Source organism: Patescibacteria group bacterium, from assembly GCA_034520665.1.
Lineage (GTDB): Bacteria > Patescibacteriota > Patescibacteriia > JAXHNJ01 > JAXHNJ01 > JAXHNJ01.
This window is the reverse complement of the sequence record JAXHNJ010000002.1, coordinates 361,340-381,135: the sequence shown is the minus strand read 5'-3', so window position 1 is coordinate 381,135 and position 19,796 is coordinate 361,340. Positions and strand designations below refer to the sequence as shown.

Annotated in this window: 17 protein-coding genes and 2 tRNA genes; 10 read left to right on the top strand and 9 right to left on the bottom strand. The window is 34.3% G+C overall.

The window, feature by feature from the left end; genetic code table 11:
• Positions 1-159 precede the first annotated feature (159 nt).
• The 5 genes from U5L76_04225 to U5L76_04205 all read right to left on the bottom strand — a co-directional run bounded on the left by U5L76_04225 (position 160) and on the right by U5L76_04205 (position 3,144).
• Positions 160-243 (bottom strand) — tRNA-Leu (locus U5L76_04225).
• 216 nt (positions 244-459) lie between these two features.
• Positions 460-954, bottom strand: coding sequence for a hypothetical protein (locus tag U5L76_04220; protein ID MDZ7798791.1), 495 nt, complete (start codon positions 952-954; stop codon positions 460-462).
• A gap of 10 nt (positions 955-964) precedes the next feature.
• Positions 965-2,290, bottom strand: a complete 1,326-nt coding sequence (locus U5L76_04215; protein ID MDZ7798790.1) for a hypothetical protein — start codon at positions 2,288-2,290, stop codon at positions 965-967.
• 24 nt (positions 2,291-2,314) lie between these two features.
• Positions 2,315-2,401, bottom strand: a tRNA-Leu gene (locus U5L76_04210).
• An 8-nt stretch (positions 2,402-2,409) separates the two neighbouring features.
• Entirely contained in the window at positions 2,410-3,144 is a 735-nt protein-coding gene (locus tag U5L76_04205; GenBank protein ID MDZ7798789.1) for a hypothetical protein, read from the bottom strand.
• Between the two features lie 171 nt (positions 3,145-3,315).
• Here U5L76_04205 and U5L76_04200 point away from each other — a divergent pair, with 171 nt between their 5' ends.
• The 6 genes from U5L76_04200 to U5L76_04175 all read left to right on the top strand — a co-directional run bounded on the left by U5L76_04200 (position 3,316) and on the right by U5L76_04175 (position 9,768).
• Positions 3,316-4,071 carry a DUF72 domain-containing protein gene (locus U5L76_04200; protein MDZ7798788.1) on the top strand — a complete coding sequence of 252 codons (756 nt, stop codon included), beginning with the start codon at positions 3,316-3,318 and terminating at the stop codon, positions 4,069-4,071.
• A gap of 90 nt (positions 4,072-4,161) precedes the next feature.
• Complete coding sequence (gene hxpB / locus U5L76_04195) at positions 4,162-4,959, top strand: hexitol phosphatase HxpB (protein ID MDZ7798787.1); 798 nt, start codon at positions 4,162-4,164, stop codon at positions 4,957-4,959.
• A gap of 100 nt (positions 4,960-5,059) precedes the next feature.
• Positions 5,060-6,094 carry a ribose-phosphate diphosphokinase gene (prs, locus tag U5L76_04190; protein ID MDZ7798786.1) on the top strand — a complete coding sequence of 345 codons (1,035 nt, stop codon included), beginning with the start codon at positions 5,060-5,062 and terminating at the stop codon, positions 6,092-6,094.
• 234 nt (positions 6,095-6,328) lie between these two features.
• The gene (locus U5L76_04185) at positions 6,329-6,736 is read left to right on the top strand and encodes a four helix bundle protein (GenBank protein ID MDZ7798785.1); all 408 of its coding nucleotides are present in this window, start codon (positions 6,329-6,331) and stop codon (positions 6,734-6,736) included.
• A 65-nt stretch (positions 6,737-6,801) separates the two neighbouring features.
• Positions 6,802-9,072 carry a lamin tail domain-containing protein gene (locus tag U5L76_04180; protein MDZ7798784.1) on the top strand — a complete coding sequence of 757 codons (2,271 nt, stop codon included), beginning with the start codon at positions 6,802-6,804 and terminating at the stop codon, positions 9,070-9,072.
• An 18-nt stretch (positions 9,073-9,090) separates the two neighbouring features.
• Positions 9,091-9,768, top strand: coding sequence for a pseudouridine synthase (locus U5L76_04175; GenBank protein ID MDZ7798783.1), 678 nt, complete (start codon positions 9,091-9,093; stop codon positions 9,766-9,768).
• A gap of 82 nt (positions 9,769-9,850) precedes the next feature.
• Here U5L76_04175 and U5L76_04170 read toward each other — a convergent pair whose 3' ends face one another.
• Positions 9,851-10,144 (bottom strand): hypothetical protein, encoded by a 294-nt coding sequence (locus U5L76_04170; GenBank protein ID MDZ7798782.1) that lies wholly within the window; start codon positions 10,142-10,144, stop codon positions 9,851-9,853.
• A gap of 170 nt (positions 10,145-10,314) precedes the next feature.
• On the opposite strand from U5L76_04170, the gene polA reads away from it, so the two are divergent.
• Both polA and U5L76_04160 read left to right on the top strand, forming a co-directional pair.
• On the top strand, positions 10,315-13,056 hold the full coding sequence (gene polA, locus U5L76_04165) for a DNA polymerase I (protein ID MDZ7798781.1): 2,742 nt from the start codon (positions 10,315-10,317) through the stop codon (positions 13,054-13,056).
• 83 nt (positions 13,057-13,139) lie between these two features.
• Entirely contained in the window at positions 13,140-14,879 is a 1,740-nt protein-coding gene (locus U5L76_04160) for a FecR family protein (protein MDZ7798780.1), read from the top strand.
• Positions 14,880-15,031: 152 nt separating this feature from the next.
• On the opposite strand, the gene U5L76_04155 is transcribed toward U5L76_04160, so the two are convergent.
• On the bottom strand, positions 15,032-15,253 hold the full coding sequence (locus U5L76_04155) for a hypothetical protein (protein ID MDZ7798779.1): 222 nt from the start codon (positions 15,251-15,253) through the stop codon (positions 15,032-15,034).
• A 277-nt stretch (positions 15,254-15,530) separates the two neighbouring features.
• Here U5L76_04155 and holA point away from each other — a divergent pair, with 277 nt between their 5' ends.
• A complete protein-coding gene (gene holA / locus U5L76_04150) occupies positions 15,531-16,523 on the top strand; it encodes a DNA polymerase III subunit delta (protein MDZ7798778.1) in 993 nt (330 codons plus the stop codon).
• Positions 16,524-17,187: 664 nt separating this feature from the next.
• Here the strand turns inward: holA and rpsT are convergent.
• Entirely contained in the window at positions 17,188-17,454 is a 267-nt protein-coding gene (gene rpsT, locus U5L76_04145) for a 30S ribosomal protein S20 (protein ID MDZ7798777.1), read from the bottom strand.
• Positions 17,455-17,599: 145 nt separating this feature from the next.
• On the opposite strand from rpsT, the gene U5L76_04140 reads away from it, so the two are divergent.
• A complete protein-coding gene (locus tag U5L76_04140; GenBank protein ID MDZ7798776.1) occupies positions 17,600-19,102 on the top strand; it encodes an amidophosphoribosyltransferase in 1,503 nt (500 codons plus the stop codon).
• A gap of 33 nt (positions 19,103-19,135) precedes the next feature.
• Here U5L76_04140 and U5L76_04135 read toward each other — a convergent pair whose 3' ends face one another.
• Positions 19,136-19,561, bottom strand: coding sequence for an adenylyltransferase/cytidyltransferase family protein (locus U5L76_04135; protein MDZ7798775.1), 426 nt, complete (start codon positions 19,559-19,561; stop codon positions 19,136-19,138).
• Positions 19,562-19,796: the final 235 nt, after the last annotated feature.

Sequence of the window (19,796 nt, the reverse complement as noted above, 5' to 3'; positions counted from 1 at the left end):
TAAATATATTTTTAATTCCAGAAAAATAGACTAAAAGCTTGATTTATGGGGCCCAGGAGATGACTTCGCCAAAGGCTACGTCTGGCACAGGTCGATGTTAGTGCTAGGAGAGAGAGAATTGAACTCCCAAGCCCTGGCAGGCCCGCCCGCCAATGCCTATGCCGGAGGAGAGATTTGAACTCTCACGAGCTTGCGCTCACTAGGTTCTAAACCTTGCGTGTCTACCAGTTTCACCACCCTGGCGCAGGCATAGGCGGGCAAGTAAATTTTTCGTCTGGCAAAAGGAGAACGAGGATCCTCGAAGTTGTCACAAAATTAAAGATTTTGACAACTTCGGGACAGTTCCACTACCTGGGCTAAATTTATTATTTTTTATAGATACTCTGTATATGTTTAACAAATTTTACGCCAATATTCAAGTACTGTTTTAATTATTTTTCAGAAATTTTTGGCCAAATTTTAAAAATTATACCAATCTATTGGATCAATTCTGGTAACGGTTTCATATCTTTCCACAGTTACTTTAATTGGTTTGTGCGAAGTACACTCTAGGCCCATGCCACAGGTTACAAATTTTGAATAGTAGGCTTTATCTTCATCTGTATACCCAATATTTTTGTTAGTTTCATCAATAAGATGAGCAAAAACGTAATATGAATCTGGTGGCACTTTTATTTCATAGCCTAATCCATAAGTGAAATCTTCATTCTCAATTATTTCATAGGTGCAAAATAAGTCATTCTGGTCAGTGCTTTCGGCACAAACTCCCATGTCAGGAATAATATCGCTTGGATAACCCAGCGAGCCGGTAATTGTTCCCCAATGTTCTTCGGAATTTATCTCGGTTACTTCTGTAATATCTTTTGGTATCCAACGCAAAATAAAATAACCAAAAAGTAAGATCAAAAAAATTATTGCTATTATAGACAAAAAAATTATTTTTCTTTTTTTCATATATTTATAATTAACCAATTCTTATATAAGACCATCCCTTAATAAATTCTCTAACGGTGGTTATTTCTTTTTTGTATGGATCTAATACTTTTGCATCCATTATTTCTGGGGCGATATTTTTTAGATCATTTCTTTTAATACCGGGATTTTTGTCTCCACCTCCTGATTTATCTTGGAGGGTTTTTACTAAATCCTCCCAAGCGACGTTTGATATACCCTGTGGGCGAATAAGAGTGGAGGTATGATTTAATAGGTTGCCGTATTTTTCTCCAGTAATTGAAAGGATGGCTTCGTGTTTTTGTCCAGCAGTATTTTTGTTGTCATTTATATCCAAATGAGCAGTAAGATTACGGTTCAACCAAAGCATTGAATCACCACAACGCCCGAATTCATAGGTGTCAACAAAGTCAGCGCTGTTACCACCAAATCCATGATCCCAAATGGCGACCATATGTTGCCACCAAAACTGCGGATCTTTTAAGCTGGTAGAAGTTTTAATATTTTTTATCTGTTGATTAAACCATTCATCAATTTTATTAGAGGCTAGTAATTTATCTATTTGTTCTTGCGTGTACTTATAGCCTAATCTTTTTCTAATTTTTTCCACTTCATCTTTTCTATTGATTTTTGTTTTTTTAATTAACCGACCAGTGTTAGGGTCAAATGTTAATGTGGTCTCATTGTCCCCGTTGACACTTATGGTTTGGTTAAGACGATTTAATTTGTCGTTTATATCTATCTGACATTTACAGTTTGGAGGAGTTCCTTCAGCTAAATTTACGACAGCGTATTTATTTCCTCGAGTAAATTTACTGCAGATATATTCACAACTGTTGTAATCAATATTTCCTGAAGTGGAAAGAGATATATTAGTGCCGGCGACAGAAATATTTGTATTGCTGGAATTAGTATTATTATTTACGCTTTGATTGGTGTTAGAATTTTGATTACTAGTGTTGCTGTTTATGTTAGTGTTTGTATTTGTTTGACTATCTTCAACATAATTATCTCTTTCTTCTCCGGGGCACTCTTCACCAGCATGAACACAGGCGTATAAGCAACTTGGACAAGCTTTATAAGTGGGCTTTCTATAACACTCAGTATTTGGGTCGGAAGGGTCTTCATGGATACTGCCAGAGGAACCACAAATACAATCTTTTGTGTAACTATAATGAGCATTAGGGATGTCGTTACAATTTATTTGAACACAACCAACTCCACTCATACGCTGATATTCATAACCGTTTTCACAATCGTCAGTGCTATGAGCTGCCAAAGGGATTAATAAAAAAAGGCAAATAATAGTACTTGTAAATAAATATTTCATATTAGTCATATAGTTTGATAAAAATGTTAGCACTGGTGCCCAGGAGAGGACTTGAACCTCCACGGGATTACTCCCACTAGGTCCTAAACCTAGCGCGTCTACCAGTTCCGCCACCTGGGCTAAATTTATTATTTTTTATAGATACTCTTTATATGTTTAACAAATTTTACGCCAATATTCAAGTACTGCTTTAATTTTTTTTCAGAAATTTTTGGCCAAATTTTAAAAATTATTGAATTCTCTTTTATAATTAAAGAAACATATTTTTCTTTATTAAGAAAATCAACAATTAGAGGATCAAGCAGTTTAAAAGCAATTTTTTTATTATTGGTGAATACCTGATATTTATGGTTAAAAAGCATACTTTCAATGTCTACATCCTCAACTAAAAGGCTATCAGGAAAAAATTTTCTCATGAGCTTAGTATTAAAAGACTCTCTAAATATAATAATTTCTTCATTTATTTGAATATTTAATAAAAATTCAAAGAATAAGGTTGATCTTTGGGGGAATCTTTGTTCGAACCAGGTTTTTGGTTTTTTCCGGATAAAAAAAGCATTAATTCCAATATTTTTTTTATTGTTTTTATATAATTTTGGAACTATATAATATTGAGAGTAGACATTATTTTCATAAGCCGAATAGAGCCCCGGTTTAGTTATTCGGAAAAAAGCGGTGTTATTTTCTATTTTTTCAAGAAGATGCATTTCATCGGGCTTAAATGAACTAAAGCTATTATTAAGAAGTATTTTATCTATTTGTTTTTCATAAATAAATTTATTTTTCCTCGGCTTAAATAAAAGAATAACTAAAAGAAAAATAGTTATAGCTAAAAAACAAAGAATACTATATAAAATAATCATCTAATTGATAATAGTTTACTCATTTATTTTAGCAGAAAGTTAAGACGGCGGAAAGGTGGTTAAAAACAGCTGGGATAATAAGGGGAATAAAATAAATTATAAATAATCAAATTGTTTAAGTAATTATAAATGTTATACTGAAAGTGTATTAAATAAACCACAAATTTTTTAATGGCTAAGAATAGCAAAGACACAATTCATATTGGTACCTCTGGTTGGAATTATAAACACTGGCAAAAAGCTTGGTATCCAGAAAAAATTAAGACTAATAATTTTTTGAATTATTATGCTGATCATTTCCAGACAGTAGAAGTAAATAATACCTTTTATAACCTGCCTTCAAAAAAAGTAATAAAAAGCTGGAGAAAAAAAGTGCCAAAAGAATTTATCTTTTCAGTCAAAGCCAGCCGGTATATCACCCACATGAAAAAGCTAAAAAATCCCAAAGAAAGTCTAAAACGCTTTTTTTCACGAGTAAATCTTTTGAATAATAATCTCGGGCCAATCCTTTTTCAGCTGCCGCCTAATTGGTATAAGAATATTGAAAGATTAAATAACTTTGTTAATTTACTGCCGAAGAAAAAACAAATTGCCATAGAATTTCGGGATCAGTCCTGGTGGCGTGATGATGTCTATAATTTGCTTAAGAAAAATAATATTGCCTTCTGCCTTTATCAGCTGGCCGGTATTAAAACGCCGCGAAAAATAACAGCTGATTTTGCTTACATTCGTTTACACGGTCCCAGTGATAAGCCTTATCAGGGTAATTATCATGGAAATAGTTTAAGGGCTTGGGCAAGTTATTTTAAAAAGATTAAAAAAGAAAAAAGGGTAAAAGAAATCTATTGTTATTTTGATAATGACGAAAAAGGATACGCTCCTAAAAATGCCAAACAGATGATTAAATATTCGAATAAAGTTAGATGAGGAAAATCATATCTTGAGAATTAAAAAAGTTAACGGGCGAGGCACTTACTATTGTTCTAAACACCAAAAATAATTAATTTAAAATATATTATGACTGAAGAAAAAAATTTAATTAAAGCCGTGATATTTGACATGGACGGGGTCTTAATTAATTCAATGCCTTTTTGGAAGGAAGGCTTAAAAGAGGTAGTTAAAAAAAATGGATCGCAGTTTAAAGAAAAACTATGGCAGGAACTTAAAGGCGGACGGGTTGACGAAGTAATTAGTTCCTGGCATAAGGTTATACCCTTGAAAAATATTTCTCTAAAAAAAGCTGAAGAAGAAATAGTTAATAAAGTGGTAGAAAGAATAAGACAAAAAGGAGAATTAAAAAAAGGAGCAAGAAAGATATTGGATTTTTTGGAAAAAAAAGAACTAAAAATAGCTTTGGCTTCTTCTTCCTATAAAAAAGTAGTCATGGCTGTGTTAGAAAAGTTTGGTCTTAAAAAATATTTCCAGGTTATTCATTCATCAGAAGAAGATAATTATGGCAAACCTCATCCGGAAATTTATTTAAAAACTTTAAAAGAATTAGAAGTTGATTCGGTTAATTGTTTTTGTTTTGAAGATTCAGAAAACGGTCTAATCGCAGCTCGGGCGGCCAGGATTAAGGTAGTAGCCGTACCGGCTTCTGAAGATAGAGATGATAAGGTTTTTTCTCTGGCAGAATTTAAATTAAATAGTCTTAATGAATTTAACGAAAAAATTTGGCAAAAATTGAATCACCCAGAGCCAAAAAAAGAACCAACTAACAGAAAACTTTTTCAAGTTATCGGGTTTAATCTAGCTAAAATTTCCAAAGGCTTGGATAAATATATTAAAAAATCAGACAAAGAAAGAAAAAAATAGTTATTATTAATTTGACAGATTTATTAGTCTTGATAAGATAAAAAGCTAATTATGAACGTACCTTTAATTTCTTTTAAATTTTTGGCGAGAGGAGAAGGAGATGGATAAAAATACAAACAATCTAGCTCTTTTAACCGGTAATGCTCATCGTGATTTGGCTCATGAAATCGCCGCTTGTCTTCATAAGGACTTATTATCAGGAGAAGTTGGTAGGTTTCTTGATGGCGAAGCCAAAATTGTTGATTTGGGTAATACCCGGGGCATGGATGTTTTTATTATCCAACCAACTAATCAGCCCGATCGGAATCAAACGGAAGTAGAACTTCTTATTGACGCGGTGGAAAGATCAGCGGAAAGAGTAACGGCCGTAATTCCTTATTTCGGCTATGCTCGTCAGGACAGGCGTGGAGAATCAAGAGTGCCGATTTCTATGAAAGTGAAGATTAGAAATTTAGTGGGTACAGGTTGTGACCGTATAGTTTTTCTTAATCTTCACAATCCGGTTATTACTACTGTGACAGAAATGGCTGATAATAAAATTAAGGTAGACCACCTTAACGCCCGCCCAGTTATTTTGGACTGGATAATTGAAAATAAGCTGAATAAAATCACTCTTTCTTCTACTGATGCCGGCGGAGCCAAACTAGTAGAATCTTTTTACAAAAGATTGAATGAAGTAATGGATGATATTAGATTTGGTATTGGTCATAAAACTGGATCAAGCGATGAAGGAATAGACAAGATAAGTCTAATTGGTGATTTTAAGGATCGGCCCATTTATTTTATTGATGATATGACTTCAAGTGGGGCTACTATAATCAGAGCGGCTGAGGCAGCCAAGAGTAAAAATGCTAAGAGCATTAATGCTATTCTTATCCATCCAGTGCTAGCTAATCTGGATGTCTGCCGAAGCTTAGCTGATAGTCCTATAGAAAAGATTATTACCACCGATTCTCTGCCAATTTTTGAGGAAGCCAGGGAAATACTGGGAGAAAAACTGGAAGTTATTTCTATCTCTAGGCTTTTAGCTTTAGCTATCTGGCACCTCCACCATGATAAAAGCATTACTAAGCTTTTTGAGCTTGAAGGTTATCTTGATAGCCTGAAGGCCATGAAGGCCAATTTAAAATGGTAATTCCCATGGGGCTCAAACGAGCCCCTTTTTTATAAGGGCAAAACTTGTGTCCTTTGACGGAGCTTAAGGTCATACTATAATAGAAGTTGATAATTTGTGGATTTACAACTTGACATATTTAGCCGAAAAATATATTCTATACTTGTAGACAGATTTTGGTGGCTCCGCTAAAGGAGTCACCAAATTTTTTTATTGAATTTAGTTTTAGTTATGGCGGCTAGTAAGGTTGTAGTTATGGTTTATAGAAAAATAAAAAGTTTCAATGATTTAGAAATTTATAGATCAAGTTATAAAACTTGTGTTATTGTATTTGATAAAATATTGCCATTAATTCCTTCGATAGAGAGAAATGATTTGTCATCTCAGTTAAGAAGATCTTGTAAAGCTATACCACGTCTTATTGCCGAAGGTTATGCTAAAAAACACCAAAAGGCCGGTTTTCAGAAATATCTTGATGATGCCTTAGCTGAAATTAATGAGACTATTGTTGGCTTATCACAGCTTAAAGATTTTTATAATTTTGATAAAAATTTATGTAATAATTTAATCGAAGAATATGATAAAATTGCTCGGCAAACATTTACCTTGGCCAAGGCTTGGGATAATTTTAATAATAAAAGAATTACAAAAACTAAAACCTAAAACCTTACTAGCTGCAATAACCACAACTAAAAAATAAATACGGTGGCTTAACGAGGATTAAACTAATGACTAAAAAAATTATTATTAGTTTACTCATTATTTTATTAGTGAGTAATGGTCTTTTTATTAAAGCTAAAAAAGTCCAGTCTTATGAAAGGCCCATGGTAGTTATTAACGAATTGATGTGGATGGGGTCAAGTATTTCTTCTTATGATGAATGGTTGGAGCTGAAAAATTTATCTGATTCCCGGGTTGATTTATCAAACTGGTATTTAAGCAAGAAATCTTCCGGGGAAGAAAAATTAATGCTAGAGATTCCAGAAGGTGAAGTGTTAGATAATTTTTATATTATTTCTAATTATTCATCAGAATCAGAAAAGTCAGCTCTAAATGTAGAAAGCAATTTGGTGGATACGTCAGTCTCTTTGTCCAACAGCCAGCTTGAGATAAAACTTTATGATGATAAGGGAAATTTAATTGACACAGCTGATGATGGTTCAGGGCAGCCTTTATCAGGCGAATATTCTTCCGGTGAGGTCTGGCAGTCAATGGAAAGAAACACAAAAATTGAAGAGGGAAGTTTAGAAAGTTCCTGGCATATTGCCAGCCAGAAAACAGGCTTTAAAACTGACCAAGAATTTGGTACCCCGGGTCAGGAAAATTCAAACCAGCCGCCGGTGATTGAGGCCGGAGAAGATAGGGAAGTATTAGTCGGTGAAAAAGTTTATTTCGACGCTTCTGACTCTTTTGACCCGGAAGAGGATGAATTAAGCTTTTCCTGGGATTTTGGAGATGGCCAGCAGGGAGAAGGCATTACTCCGCATCATGTTTTTCAGACAGTTGGTGATTATGGTGTTACTTTAACCATTAGTGACGGTTATAATAAAGTCACTGCCAGCTTAAGTGTAGTAGTTAAAGAAAAAGAAGAAGAGGAGGAAGAGTTTGTTTTTGATGAAGTAAATGAAGAGGAAGATAATCAGGAGGAAGAAAATGAAAATTTAGATTTAGAAGATGAAAATACTGAAGATAAAGCCAAAAATATCGAGTATGATTTTTCTGATAAAATTTTAATTAATGAAGTTTTTCCTAATCCTGAAGGCAGTGATCTGGAAAACGAATTTATTGAATTAATCAATAAAGACAATCAACCGGTTAATCTAAGAGGCTGGCAGATTTATAATGGTAAAAAATACTTTACTTTTGAAAAAGATACTTTAATAGAAACAGAAAGCTTTCTAGTTCTTGGTTATCAGCAAACAAAGATATATCTAAAAAATTCAGGTATGACCTTACAACTTTTAGACCCCAAGCAAAAAGTGGTTAATGGAGTAGAATATCCCGAAGCAATAAAAGGCTCTTCTTTTGCCAGAAAAGCCGGCACTAATAGTTGGGCTTGGACTTCTTTGGTCAGCCCGGGCAGTGAAAATGAGATTTTAGGAGATGTAAAAAAGAAAAGAGAAACAGAGGATTTAGAGGAGGTGGAAAATTCAGAGAAAGTCTTAGGGATAAAGGATGAAGCAGAGGTAAAGGAGTTAGAAGTATCAGAAGCAGCAAAAATATCCGAAGTATCAATCAATCGGGCTAAAGAATTAGAAAAAGGCCAGGAAGTAATAGTCAAAGGTTTTGTAGCGGTGGAACCGGCTGTTTTTGGGGTTCAGTACTTTTATCTTTTTGATGGGCAAAACGGTATTAAAATATATTCATATAAAAAAGATTTTCCGGACTTGAAAATTGGTGATTATGTAAAAATAACCGGCAAGATTTCAGAGAGTAGCGGGGAAAAGAAAATTAATATTGGCAGTGAGGAGGATGTTAAGATATTGAGCGATCAAGATATTTTTCCGGAAGCGATCAGGTTAAGTTTAGGAGAAATTGATGAAACTTATTTCGGCAGTTTGGTTATAGTTAATGGCAGTGTTTTAGAAAACTCAAAAACAAAAATGCTTTTAAGTGAAGAAACAGAAGAAATTGAAATTTATTATAAAAGAGGCACTAATATAAATGGCCATGATTATAAAGAAGGCAGCCAAGTAGAAGTTTTAGGTATTTTAATTTCTTATGATAATGATTTGGGGTTTAGATTATTGCCAAGAGTAAACAGTGATATAAGAGTGTTAGATGAAGCCCGGGTTCTAGGGGAAGAAAAAATATCAGAAGCAGCTGAAGATGAAGAAGGTGAAGTTTTAGGGGCTACTAGCGAAAAAGAAATTATGATTGAAGGAGAGGATAATAAAAGTAATATTTATAAATATTTGTGGGTTTGTTTAGCTGGCGTAATTATTACCGGGGGCACCTTATTGATTAAATGGTTTAAAGCTAGAAAATTAGATTCTTGAGTATGTTATACTAAAAATATGAGACTGAATAAATATTTATCATTATGTGGAGTGGCTTCCAGGCGAAAAGCTGACCAAATAATAAAACAAGGCCGGGTTAAAATAAATAGCCAAGTGGTTAAAGAGTTGGGAATAAAAATTAATCCGGAAAAAGATGAGGTTTTAGTCAATAATAAACCTTGCCAGGTAAAAGAGTATGCTTATCTGGCTTTGAATAAGCCCCGGGCTTATGTTTGCACCCGAGCTGATTTTAAAGGAGAAAAATCAGTTTATAAACTTTTGCCCGAAAAATATCATCATTTAAAAATAGCCGGACGGCTGGATAAAAATTCCGAAGGTCTTTTAATTTTATCCAATGACGGAGACTTTATTTACAGGCTGACTCATCCCAAGTTTAAACACGAAAAAGAGTATCAAGTTGAATTAAGTGATAAATTATCTTCAGAAAATTTATTAAAATTGAAAAAAGGTGTTAAATTAGAGGAAGGTTTGGCTAGGTTTGATAAAATTAAAAAAATTGATGATAAAAAATACAAAATTATTATCCATCAGGGCTGGAAAAGACAAATCCGGCGTATGTTTGAGGAAATTGGTTATAAGACTGATGAATTAAGTAGAGTAAGAATTGGTAAGTTAGAAATTGATGATCTTGACCTAGGTAAATATAAAAAGATAAGTAAAAATCAAGTGATATAAAAAAGGCGAATCATAATTGATTCGCCAAGTAATAGATAAAGATTTTTTTACTCCCCCATATATTCTAAATGAAAAAAGAAAATTAAACAGGATAAAATTGACCCAGGACATGTTGATTATTGCATATCCCGCATTCATCAACAGATGAGCCACAAATATTACATCGATTTCCAAAAAGTTTACATTTAATTAATCTTCTTCTTTTTAGATTATTACTTTTTCTTTCTTGTACAAAATATGTAACACCTTTTTTGTGACCATTTGGACAGTCTTTTCCTTCTCTCCATTTAGTTTTACAAATAGAACAAAATCCTTTCACATTTTTGCATTTAATTAGACCTAAATCTTCTATACTGTTTCTCTTTTTACCACTCATTTGATACTCCCTTCTTGTAAAAAAAACAAATCTTAAATTTAAAGTACTATAACAGGGTATTTAAACATAGGTTTTTTATTATGTCAATATTTTTATTAAGGTTAGTAGATTTAAATTAGTAGTATAAATTTTAGCAAGACGAAAAGCTTATTTTTTGTTAAAATAAGAATATGACAAAAAAAGAAAAACTAGTAATTATAGACGGCAATGCTTTGATTCACCGGGCTTTTCACGCCTTGCCTCCGACTTTGACCACCAAAAAAGGTGAACTAGTTAACGCTGTTTATGGTTTTACCTCGGTTTTACTTAAAGTTTTGAATGACTTAAAGCCTGACTATGTAGCGGCTACTTTTGATTTAGCCGGCCCGACTTTTCGCGACAAGATGTATAAAGAATACAAGGCCACGCGGGTTAAAGCGGACCAGTCGCTTTATGATCAGATTCCGCGGGTTAAAGAAGTGGTTAAGGCTTTTAATATTCCCATTTTTGAAAAAAAAGGTTTTGAAGCCGATGACCTAATCGGCACAATCGTATCACAAATCACAAATCACAAATCACAAATTGAGAGTATTGTTGTTACTGGTGATTTAGATACTTTGCAATTAGTTAATAAAAGTACCAAGGTTTTTACCTTAAAAAAAGGAGTGAGTGATGAGGTAATTTATGATGAAAAAGCGGTTAAACAAAGATTTGGTTTTGGGCCTAAAAAAGTGGTTGACTACAAAGCCCTGCGAGGCGACCCCTCAGATAATATTCCAGGAGTAAAAGGAGTGGGCCAGAAAACAGCCACTAAGCTGATTAAAGAATACGGCTGCTTGGAAAAAATTTATAAAAATATCGACAAAATCAAAGAGCGTTGGCAAAAGCTTTTAAAAGAAAATAAAAAAGAAGCCGAGCTTTCCAAAAAGCTGGCTACTATAAATTGTAATGTACCACTTAAATTTAATTTGAAAAAAGCTAAAATCCATGATTATGACCGGAGAGAAGTGGTGGAGCTTTTTCAAAAGCTAGAGTTTAAAAGTATGTTAAACAGATTGCCGGAAGTAGAAAAGGGAAAGGGATTTCAGGGTAAAATGCCATTAGGTAGCGAAAATAATCAAGAAAAAAGAAAAGAAAAAGCCAAGGATTTGGGGCTGGAATATAAGTTAATTGATAAAGAAAAGGATTTAATTAAGTTAATTGAGGCTTTAAAAAGACAAAAAGAAGTTTGTTTTGATACTGAGACCACCAGCTTTGAGCCCTTAAAGGCCCGTCTTTTGGGTATTAGTTTTAGTTTTAAAGGGAATGAGGCTTATTTTGTCTCTGTTGTAAAATTGCCGAAAGCTATAGAAAAGTTAAAACCAATCTTAGAAAACGAAAAAATATTAAAATACGCCCATAATATTAAATATGATTATTCTGTTATGAAGCAAGCCGGGGTGGAGGTTAAACCGCTTTGGTTTGACTCAATGATTGCTGCTTATTTAATTAACCCGGGAGTAAGGCAGTATAATTTGGATAGTTTGGTTTTTTCTGAGCTCGGTTATGAAATGCAGCCGATGACGGCCCTAATCGGAAAGAAAGGGAAAAACCAATTGCTGATAGAGAAAATTCCCCTGGAAAAATTAAGCTGGTATTCCTGCGAAGACGCTGACTTTACTTTTAAATTGTCTAAAAAGCTGGACCCAGAACTGGATAAAAAGAATTTAGATAAACTTTTTCATGAAATGGAAATGCCCCTAGTCAGAGTTTTGGCGGAAATGGAAGAAGTGGGAGTAAAAATTGACAGTGATTATTTAGCTGAAATGAGCCAGGAAGTTAGGGCACGTTTATCTAAAATAAGAAAAGAGATTTATAAACTAGCAGGGTGTGAGTTTAATATAAATTCACCGCTTCAATTAAGAAAAATTTTGTTTGAAGAATTAAAAATTTCAGCCGAGGGTATTAGCCGGACCAAGACTGGTATTTCCACAGCTGCTTCTGAACTGGAAAAAATGAAAGATCGTCACCCGATTATTAATCTTATTTCAGAACACCGCGAATTAAGCAAGTTAAAATCAACTTATCTAGAGGCTTTGCCTAAATTAGTAAATAAAAAAACTGGACGGGTACACACTAGTTATAATCAGACTATAGTAGCCACTGGACGGCTTTCCTCTTCTAAACCTAATTTACAGAATATTCCCGTTCGCACCAAGCTTGGAGCCAAGATTAGAAATGCTTTTATACCGGAAAAAGGATATAAGATTTTAAAGGCTGATTATTCTCAAATAGAGCTAAGAGTAGTGGCTTCTCTGTCTGGGGACGAGAAAATGATTAATTCGTTTAAAAAAGGAGAGGATATTCATACCCGCACAGCGGCTATTATTAATGAAGTGCCTTTAGACAAAGTGACGAAAAAAATGCGTTACGCCGCTAAAGCGACTAACTTTGGTATTATTTACGGTCTGGGAGTGTATGGGCTTTCAAGCAATGCGGGTATTTCTTTAGATAAAGCCCGCGATTTTATTGAAAGATATTTTTCTTTGTATGAAGGAGTAGCTGACTTTTTGGAAACCAGTCGGGATCAGGCTTTTGAAGAGGGTTATAATGAAACCCTGTTTGGCCGGCGCCGTTATTACCCGGAAATTCAGTCCGGTAATAAGGGTTTAAAAGCAGCGGCCGAAAGAGCGGCTATTAATCATCCGGTTCAGGGCACAGCCGCTGATATTATAAAATTAGCCATGATCAAAATAGACAAAGAGTTACCCCGGATTAGCTCTAAGTCAAAAATGATTATGCAAGTTCATGACGAGCTGGTCTTTGAGGTGCCGGAAAAAGAGCTTTCAAAAGTATCAAAGTTTGTTAAAGAAACCATGGAGAATATTCATAAATTAAAGGTGCCGATAGTGGTCGATATTGAATCAGGTCAAAGCTGGGGAGAGTGTGATTAGCTTGTTTAATCAATAAATTTGTTATAAAATTAAATTAAGGAGGTTTATTTATTAATCTCCTTTTATCAATTAAATAAAAAATTATGAGTGAAGAAAATAAAAAATCGAGTTATTTACCTTATGTTCTAACTTTAGTTTTCATTTTGGTAATTATTGGCGGATACATGGCTTACCAGCTTTATTTTACTGAAGAAGAAGTGACTAATACTAATACTGTGGCCGAAGAAGTGGAAGAAAAAACTGAGATTGGGGCTACCTTTTCCTATTTAGAAGGAGTGGTGGAATATAAAGAACCTAATGGCCAGTGGGCTCGAGCTAGTTTAAATGATAACTTATTTGAGAGTTATTCAGTAGAAATTGTCGGTGAAGGAAAAGCCATTATTAATCTTGATGACGGCAGTGCTGTGCGTTTAAACAGTAATGCTGGTATTACTCTGACTAGTATGGATCCGAATAATATTATTATTACTAATGATAAAGGAGAAATTTACTCTCGGGTAGCCAAGCTTGAGAGAACCTATCAGATTAAAGCTATGGATGTAGTCTATCAATCATTAGGCACGGCTTTTAGCACGGTTAATAATGAAGGTGAAAAAGGAGTTGAGGTTTTTGAGAGCAGTGTTAAAGTTATTGGCGAAGGCAATGAAACGGTGGTGGCTGAGGGTGAGAAATATTATATTGAAAAAAAAGATAAACCGGAAGAAGTTAAAGTAGTTAAAGAAATTGATCAAGAGGAAGTAAAAAATGACGCTTTTGTCATGTGGAACAAGGAAAAAGACCAGTCAGAAAAAAAAGAACTGGGATTTTTAGATTTTAAAAAAGAAGAAGAAAATAATAAAGCGGAGGAAGATGATACGGGTGACGATACTAACACAAATTCAAATACCAATACTTCTACCGAAGAAACAGGTAGTATTGTTTTAACCGGTTCAGCCAGCGATAATGGTGTCAGTCTTTCTTGGACAGCTACGGGGCTAGATGTTAGTCACGGATTTAAAGTTGTGAGAAGTCTGGAAGAAAATCCAGTTTACCCGGGCTCGTATTATGTCTACTTAAATAAGGGAGAAAATAAAAGCTACCAATGGGAATTAAAAGATGGTAAAACTTGGCATTTTCGGGTTTGCCAGTATTTAGGTTCTGAATGCGGGGTTTATTCTAATGATATTATCGTAACCGCACCAGAAACATCTTCAACCAGCGAAATCTCTCTCACTATGTCGGCTAAAGCGGAAAGTACCGGAGTGGGCCTCTGGTGGACTGATCTTTCATCTATGGCCGGATTTAAGTATTACAAAGTGGTTCGCTCAAAAACAAATGCTGATCTCAGATACCCCGATGACGGATATATAACGGCCCTAGGCAAAAGTAATACTAGTTATCGAGATAAATTAGCTGTAAATGGTACTAGCTATTACTATCGAATTTGCGCCGTTGGCGACGAAACTATTTGTAGTAATGTGGTCCAGATCACGGCTATCAATGAAAATGATGCTCCTAGCGCGGTTACACTTTCGGGGTCTATTAGTGCCGATAGAGTCACTCTCTCTTGGAATAAATCGATTGAATCAGATTTTAAATACTATAAGCTTGTTTGGTCACAAACCGAGGCTACTCCTACCTATCCAGCCGATGATTATTTGCAAGCGATCTCCAATGCCAGTACTGTCAGTTATGTTGATACAGGCAAAAAGGCCGGCAGTGCCAGAAAAACTGAAGTAAACTTAACCCAGGGTACACATTATTATTCTATTTGTGTGGTGGACACAGCTTATCAGGTTACCTGTAGTAATACGGTAGAAATAAAAGAAGGAGAAGTGCTTTAATTATAGCAATGATGTTAGTGCGGTTTTTATTCTAATAAAATAACGGCTCAGTTATCAAAATAGTAAAATTAATATAATAGGGCGTCTTTTTTTAGGCGTTCTTTTATAATATAAAAAACCCCCGAGCCTTAAAAGACTGGGGGTAGGGATAATTAGAAAACGTGGAAAATTTTATTATCAGGAAAACCATCCTGAGGTTCGTCTGGATCTTCTTCTTGGAAATCACCATTATATTCTTGAAGATTAATGTCTTTGGTGGGATCATAGCTTGGATCAATAGCAGATAAACCGAACAAATCTCCAGGCTTGTTTGTTTTACCATCAGAACTGGTTTTATTAGGATTTTTCCTTAGATCAAAGAGATTATCATTCATTTTTCTTTCCTTTCTTTTAGGTGGTAAATGAAAGTCTTTTAAAATCTAGTAGAAGTTTAAGGTAAGATCTTTTATAAGAACTCCTTGGCTTTAAGGACTTGGGCAAAATTACAGAATTTACTTTTCGATAATTTAAATTTAAAAAATGTACAAAAATATTCTACTTTTTTTTCATTTTTCACTTTCCTTGTTTTTAGTTAAAAGAACTAATTTTCATTCTAATACAGACTGTGAAACTTAACAAATTATATTAATTGTGTCAAGATAATAAGTACCTATGATAATTTTTCTTTACGGAGCCGATACTTTTCGCTCCCGGCAAAAACTAAAATTTTACAGAGAAGGGTTTAAGAAAAAATACGACCCTCAAGGTTTTAATATTGAAGTTTTAGCCGGTGAAAAATTAAAGTTGGAAGATTTAAGAAATAAATTAGGCAATAAAGGACTGCTTTCAAAAAAGAAGTTAGTGGTTATAGAAGATTTGATGGGCAAAAATAAAAAAGAGAAAATACAAAAAGAAGTAGTTAAATATTTAAAAGAAAATAAATTAAGCCAGGATGAAGTTTTAATTTTTTGGGAAGGTGATATCGAAAATCAGGGCCGCGGTAAGAAAAAAAGAGGCCGTAAGAAAGTTTCGCCTCTACAAAAATATCTGGCTAAAGAAGCTAAAGTTGAAGATTTTGGTTTACTCAAAGGGTACAGGCTAAAAAACTGGACTGAAAAAGAAATTAGAAAAAGGGGCGGACGAATTGAACCAGTAGCTCTGGATTTATTACTGGCTTTAGTTGGCCAGGATTTATGGCAGATGAATAATGAAATTGAAAAATTAATTAATTATAAAAAAGGAAAAGTTATTAATAAAGATGATGTTAGTTTATTTGTAAAAACTAAGTATGACACGGATATTTTTAAATTGACTGATGCCTTGGCTGAAAAAAAGAAAAAATTAGCTTTAAAACTAATCAGGGATCAGATTATGAGCGGTGAAAATGAGCTTTATCTACTGGCTATGCTTAGCCGTCTTTTTAGAATTTTAGTTCAGGTTAAAGAAGTTTCCCAAGAAGAAAGCAATTATTATACCATTGCCAATCGTTTAAATTTACACCCTTTCGTAGCTAAAAAATCTTTAGTTCAAACCAGAAATTTTAAATTTAAAGAATTAAAAAATATTTACCAGCAGCTTCTAGATATTGACCTGAAAATAAAAACAAGCCAGGCTGAACCGAGAGTGCTTTTTGACTTGTTTATTTTTAAGGTGTGTAATTCTTAGGTTAATAGGGTTTGTTCTTGTATTTAAAAAGAAAAGGGCAGACTTGGCTGTCTAGTTTTGCAAGGCGCAAGGGACGCGAGCCTACGCTATTATAATCACTCAAACCATCTCGACCGCAGTCGCGCTGAGCGCGATGCAGTGGAGAGAACCTTATGGTTAATTTAACAGGATTTCTCCATGCGGCCTGCTATCCGTAGATGTCAGTCGCGACTGACATCTACTCTTTAATGATCGGACGAAGTGGTAAAAGGAGGAAAGCGTCAGCATAACCTTATTTTCTATTTTATTAGTACACATCTGAAGTGGCTAAGAAAAAAGAAAATATTATTTTCATACGGACTTTAGTCCGGTTTATTTTCTTTACGCCACTATACAAAGGAGAGATCCTTATGAATATTTTAGTGAGATTTCTCCACTCAGCCTGCCCCGAGCGAACGAATAAAGTGAGAGAGTCGAGGGGGTCGAAATGGAATAAAGTTTTTGAATCGCCGCACTATTAGCCTTAAAAAGATGTCGGGCGGAGCGGTTGGTATGGTCATTGGGCAGTGTTTTAGTTTATATTCTAGGCTCAAAAAATCACGCTCTTACTCGTCGCTTGGCCCAATAACTAAAAAGTGGCTTATAATTAAATAACCCACTTTTTATTTAAATAAATATTTATTATTTAAGATTTAAGTTTGTTCAACTTCTTCATTAGCCGTGATTTTTTCCGAGCAGCTGTATTTTTTTTGATACTTTTATGCTGACTGGCTTTATCATAAGCTTTAATGAGTTTTTTGGAAATCTTTTCAGATTCTTTTTTATTTTTTGATTCTATGGCTTTGCGAAAAGCTGTGCGCAATTCTTTTATATTATTTTTTACTTTCTGGTTTCTTTTTTTTCTTTTCTTGTCTTGTTTAATGGCTTTAATGGCTGCTTTTTTAATCGGCATAATTATTTTTATTAGTGATTGATAAAGTAAAAGCATTATAACATGGCTTTTTGTATTTGACAAGGATGGGTAGGGATTATAAAATAAAAAGCTCTTTTGAACTTTGAAAGTTGAATTTTTTATTTTTTGAAAAGGAGGAAGTAAGATGTGTGGAGTATTTGGCTATGTGGCTAAAAAATGGAATGAAGAACTGGCGTCCTTTTTTGCTTTGATGGGTTTTTTCCTGCAGCACCGGGGACAGGAAAACTGTGGCGCTGCTTTTTCGAATGGAGATTATATTGAAGATATTATTAAAGGATATGGCTTAGTAAGCACTGTTTTTAATGATAAATTTTTGAAATCTTTCAGAGATTTTCAGCCTTTAATTGCCACTGGACATACACGCTACGCTACAGCCGGCAGCAAAAGTATGCGTTGTGCTCAGCCTCAATGGATGGATTTTTTAGAAGGAAGAAGAGTTGTTTGTTCAAACGGAGATTTACCTTTGCTTGATCAGGAGAGAAAATGTTTAGAAGATAAAGAAGTTTTTCTTTTAAGTAGCCGCAATCGACAAGGTGAAATAGTAATGCCTAATGATGCAGAAATTATTCTCAAAAAAATAAGTCTTTTAGCAGAAGAAAATGGAAGGAATTTTACTAAAGCGATAAGAGATTTTATGCTGACTACTAAAGGAGCTTATTCAACAGCCTTAACCTTTCATGATAAACTTTATCTTTTTCGCGATCCTTATGGTTTTCGCCCCTTAGTCTATGGGTATTGGAAAAATAGCTGGGTTTTTGCTTCCGAGAGTTGTGCTTTTCATGAATCAGAAGCTAAAGTAGAAGGTGAAGTAAAGCCGGGAGAGCTGATTATTTTTACCTTGGACGGTAAAATAAAAAAACATCAATTAGTAGAGCCTAAACGACCAGGGCAAAGATGTCCCTTTGAATGGATTTATTTTTCTCGTCCAGACAGCCGCCTTTTTGGTATAGGCGAAAAAGAGTTTTTCGCTTTTCGCTATGAGTTGGGAAGAAAACTTTATCAAGAGCAACCCCTTGAAGAGGGAATTGTAGTTGGAGTGCCAAACTCAGGCATCCCGGCCGCTAAAGGTTTTGCTCGAGGAGGAAACCTCAATGATAAAGTTTTGTTCGTACATACACCTTATATAACCCGAACTTTTATTGAAAAAGAAGGTCACCGCGAACGTAAATCCCGGCTCAAATACAGCCTGATGCCCTCTCTCCTCTCTTCTTTGATTGGCAAAATCCAGACAAGACAGATTAAAACCCCAGTGAAAATCATTATTGTTGATGATTCTATCGTGCGGTTGACGACATTAAAAGTTCTGGTCAGTATGGTTATAGAAGAATGGTCTAATTTGGGCGGTCAAAAAAAGGACCTAGAAATACACACTCGTATTCCCTCTCCCATGATCAAGGCTCCCTGCTATTACGGTATTGACACTCCGACTTATGATGAGCTTATTGCGGCCAATCATAGTGAAAAAGAAATAGCCCAGATACTGGGAGCAGCCAGTGTTCGTTACCTTTCTATTAAAGGTTTAAATGAAACCTTGGATAATTTTGCCAGACCTTTTAATCAGGAGAGGAATTTCTGTAATGCTTGTTTTACAGATAGATATCCCACTGAGGTTGAGCCTCGGGTCTAGTTATTAATTTTGAACTTTAACCAAACGGCGATTTTATAAGTCGCCGTTTTTTCTTTGTTTAATAATTGATGATTTATATTTACCAGGCTCAAATGCCTTAAGTCTAATTATTTTTGTTTTATTGTTTATATATTTTGGTAAATCCTGAGTAAAATTTTTCTGATCATAACCTAAAGCAATAATATCCGGCTTAATTTTTTTGATAATATCATATTTATGATTTAAATTATCTTGACCTAAAAAGACCTGATCAACAAAATCAAGATTTTTAATTTTTATTAGTCTTTGCTTTTCATTTTGGCTCGGCTTTTGCCCTTTGATTTTCTTGACATTTTTATCTCGAGCCAATACTACCATTAACCTATTTCCTAAACTTTTGGCTTTTTTTAAAAAATACTGGTGACCGGGGTGAAGATGGTCAAAAGTGCCGAAAACCAGGACTTTTTTTTCTTTTTTCATAAATTCTAGTTTTATCTCTTTTTATAATAGCATATTTACTGGTTTTTATTGTCTAGTAGGCGTTAGTCGCGACTAGCATCTACGGGTTATTTTTTTTAATAAAAAATTATCAACAAAATTGTTAATTGACAATTTATACAAATATGGCTAAGGTATAACAATAAATCAAAATGTGGAGGGTATTTGATCTTTGACATTTATTTTTTATTTAAATCAGGATTATGTAGTAAAGGAG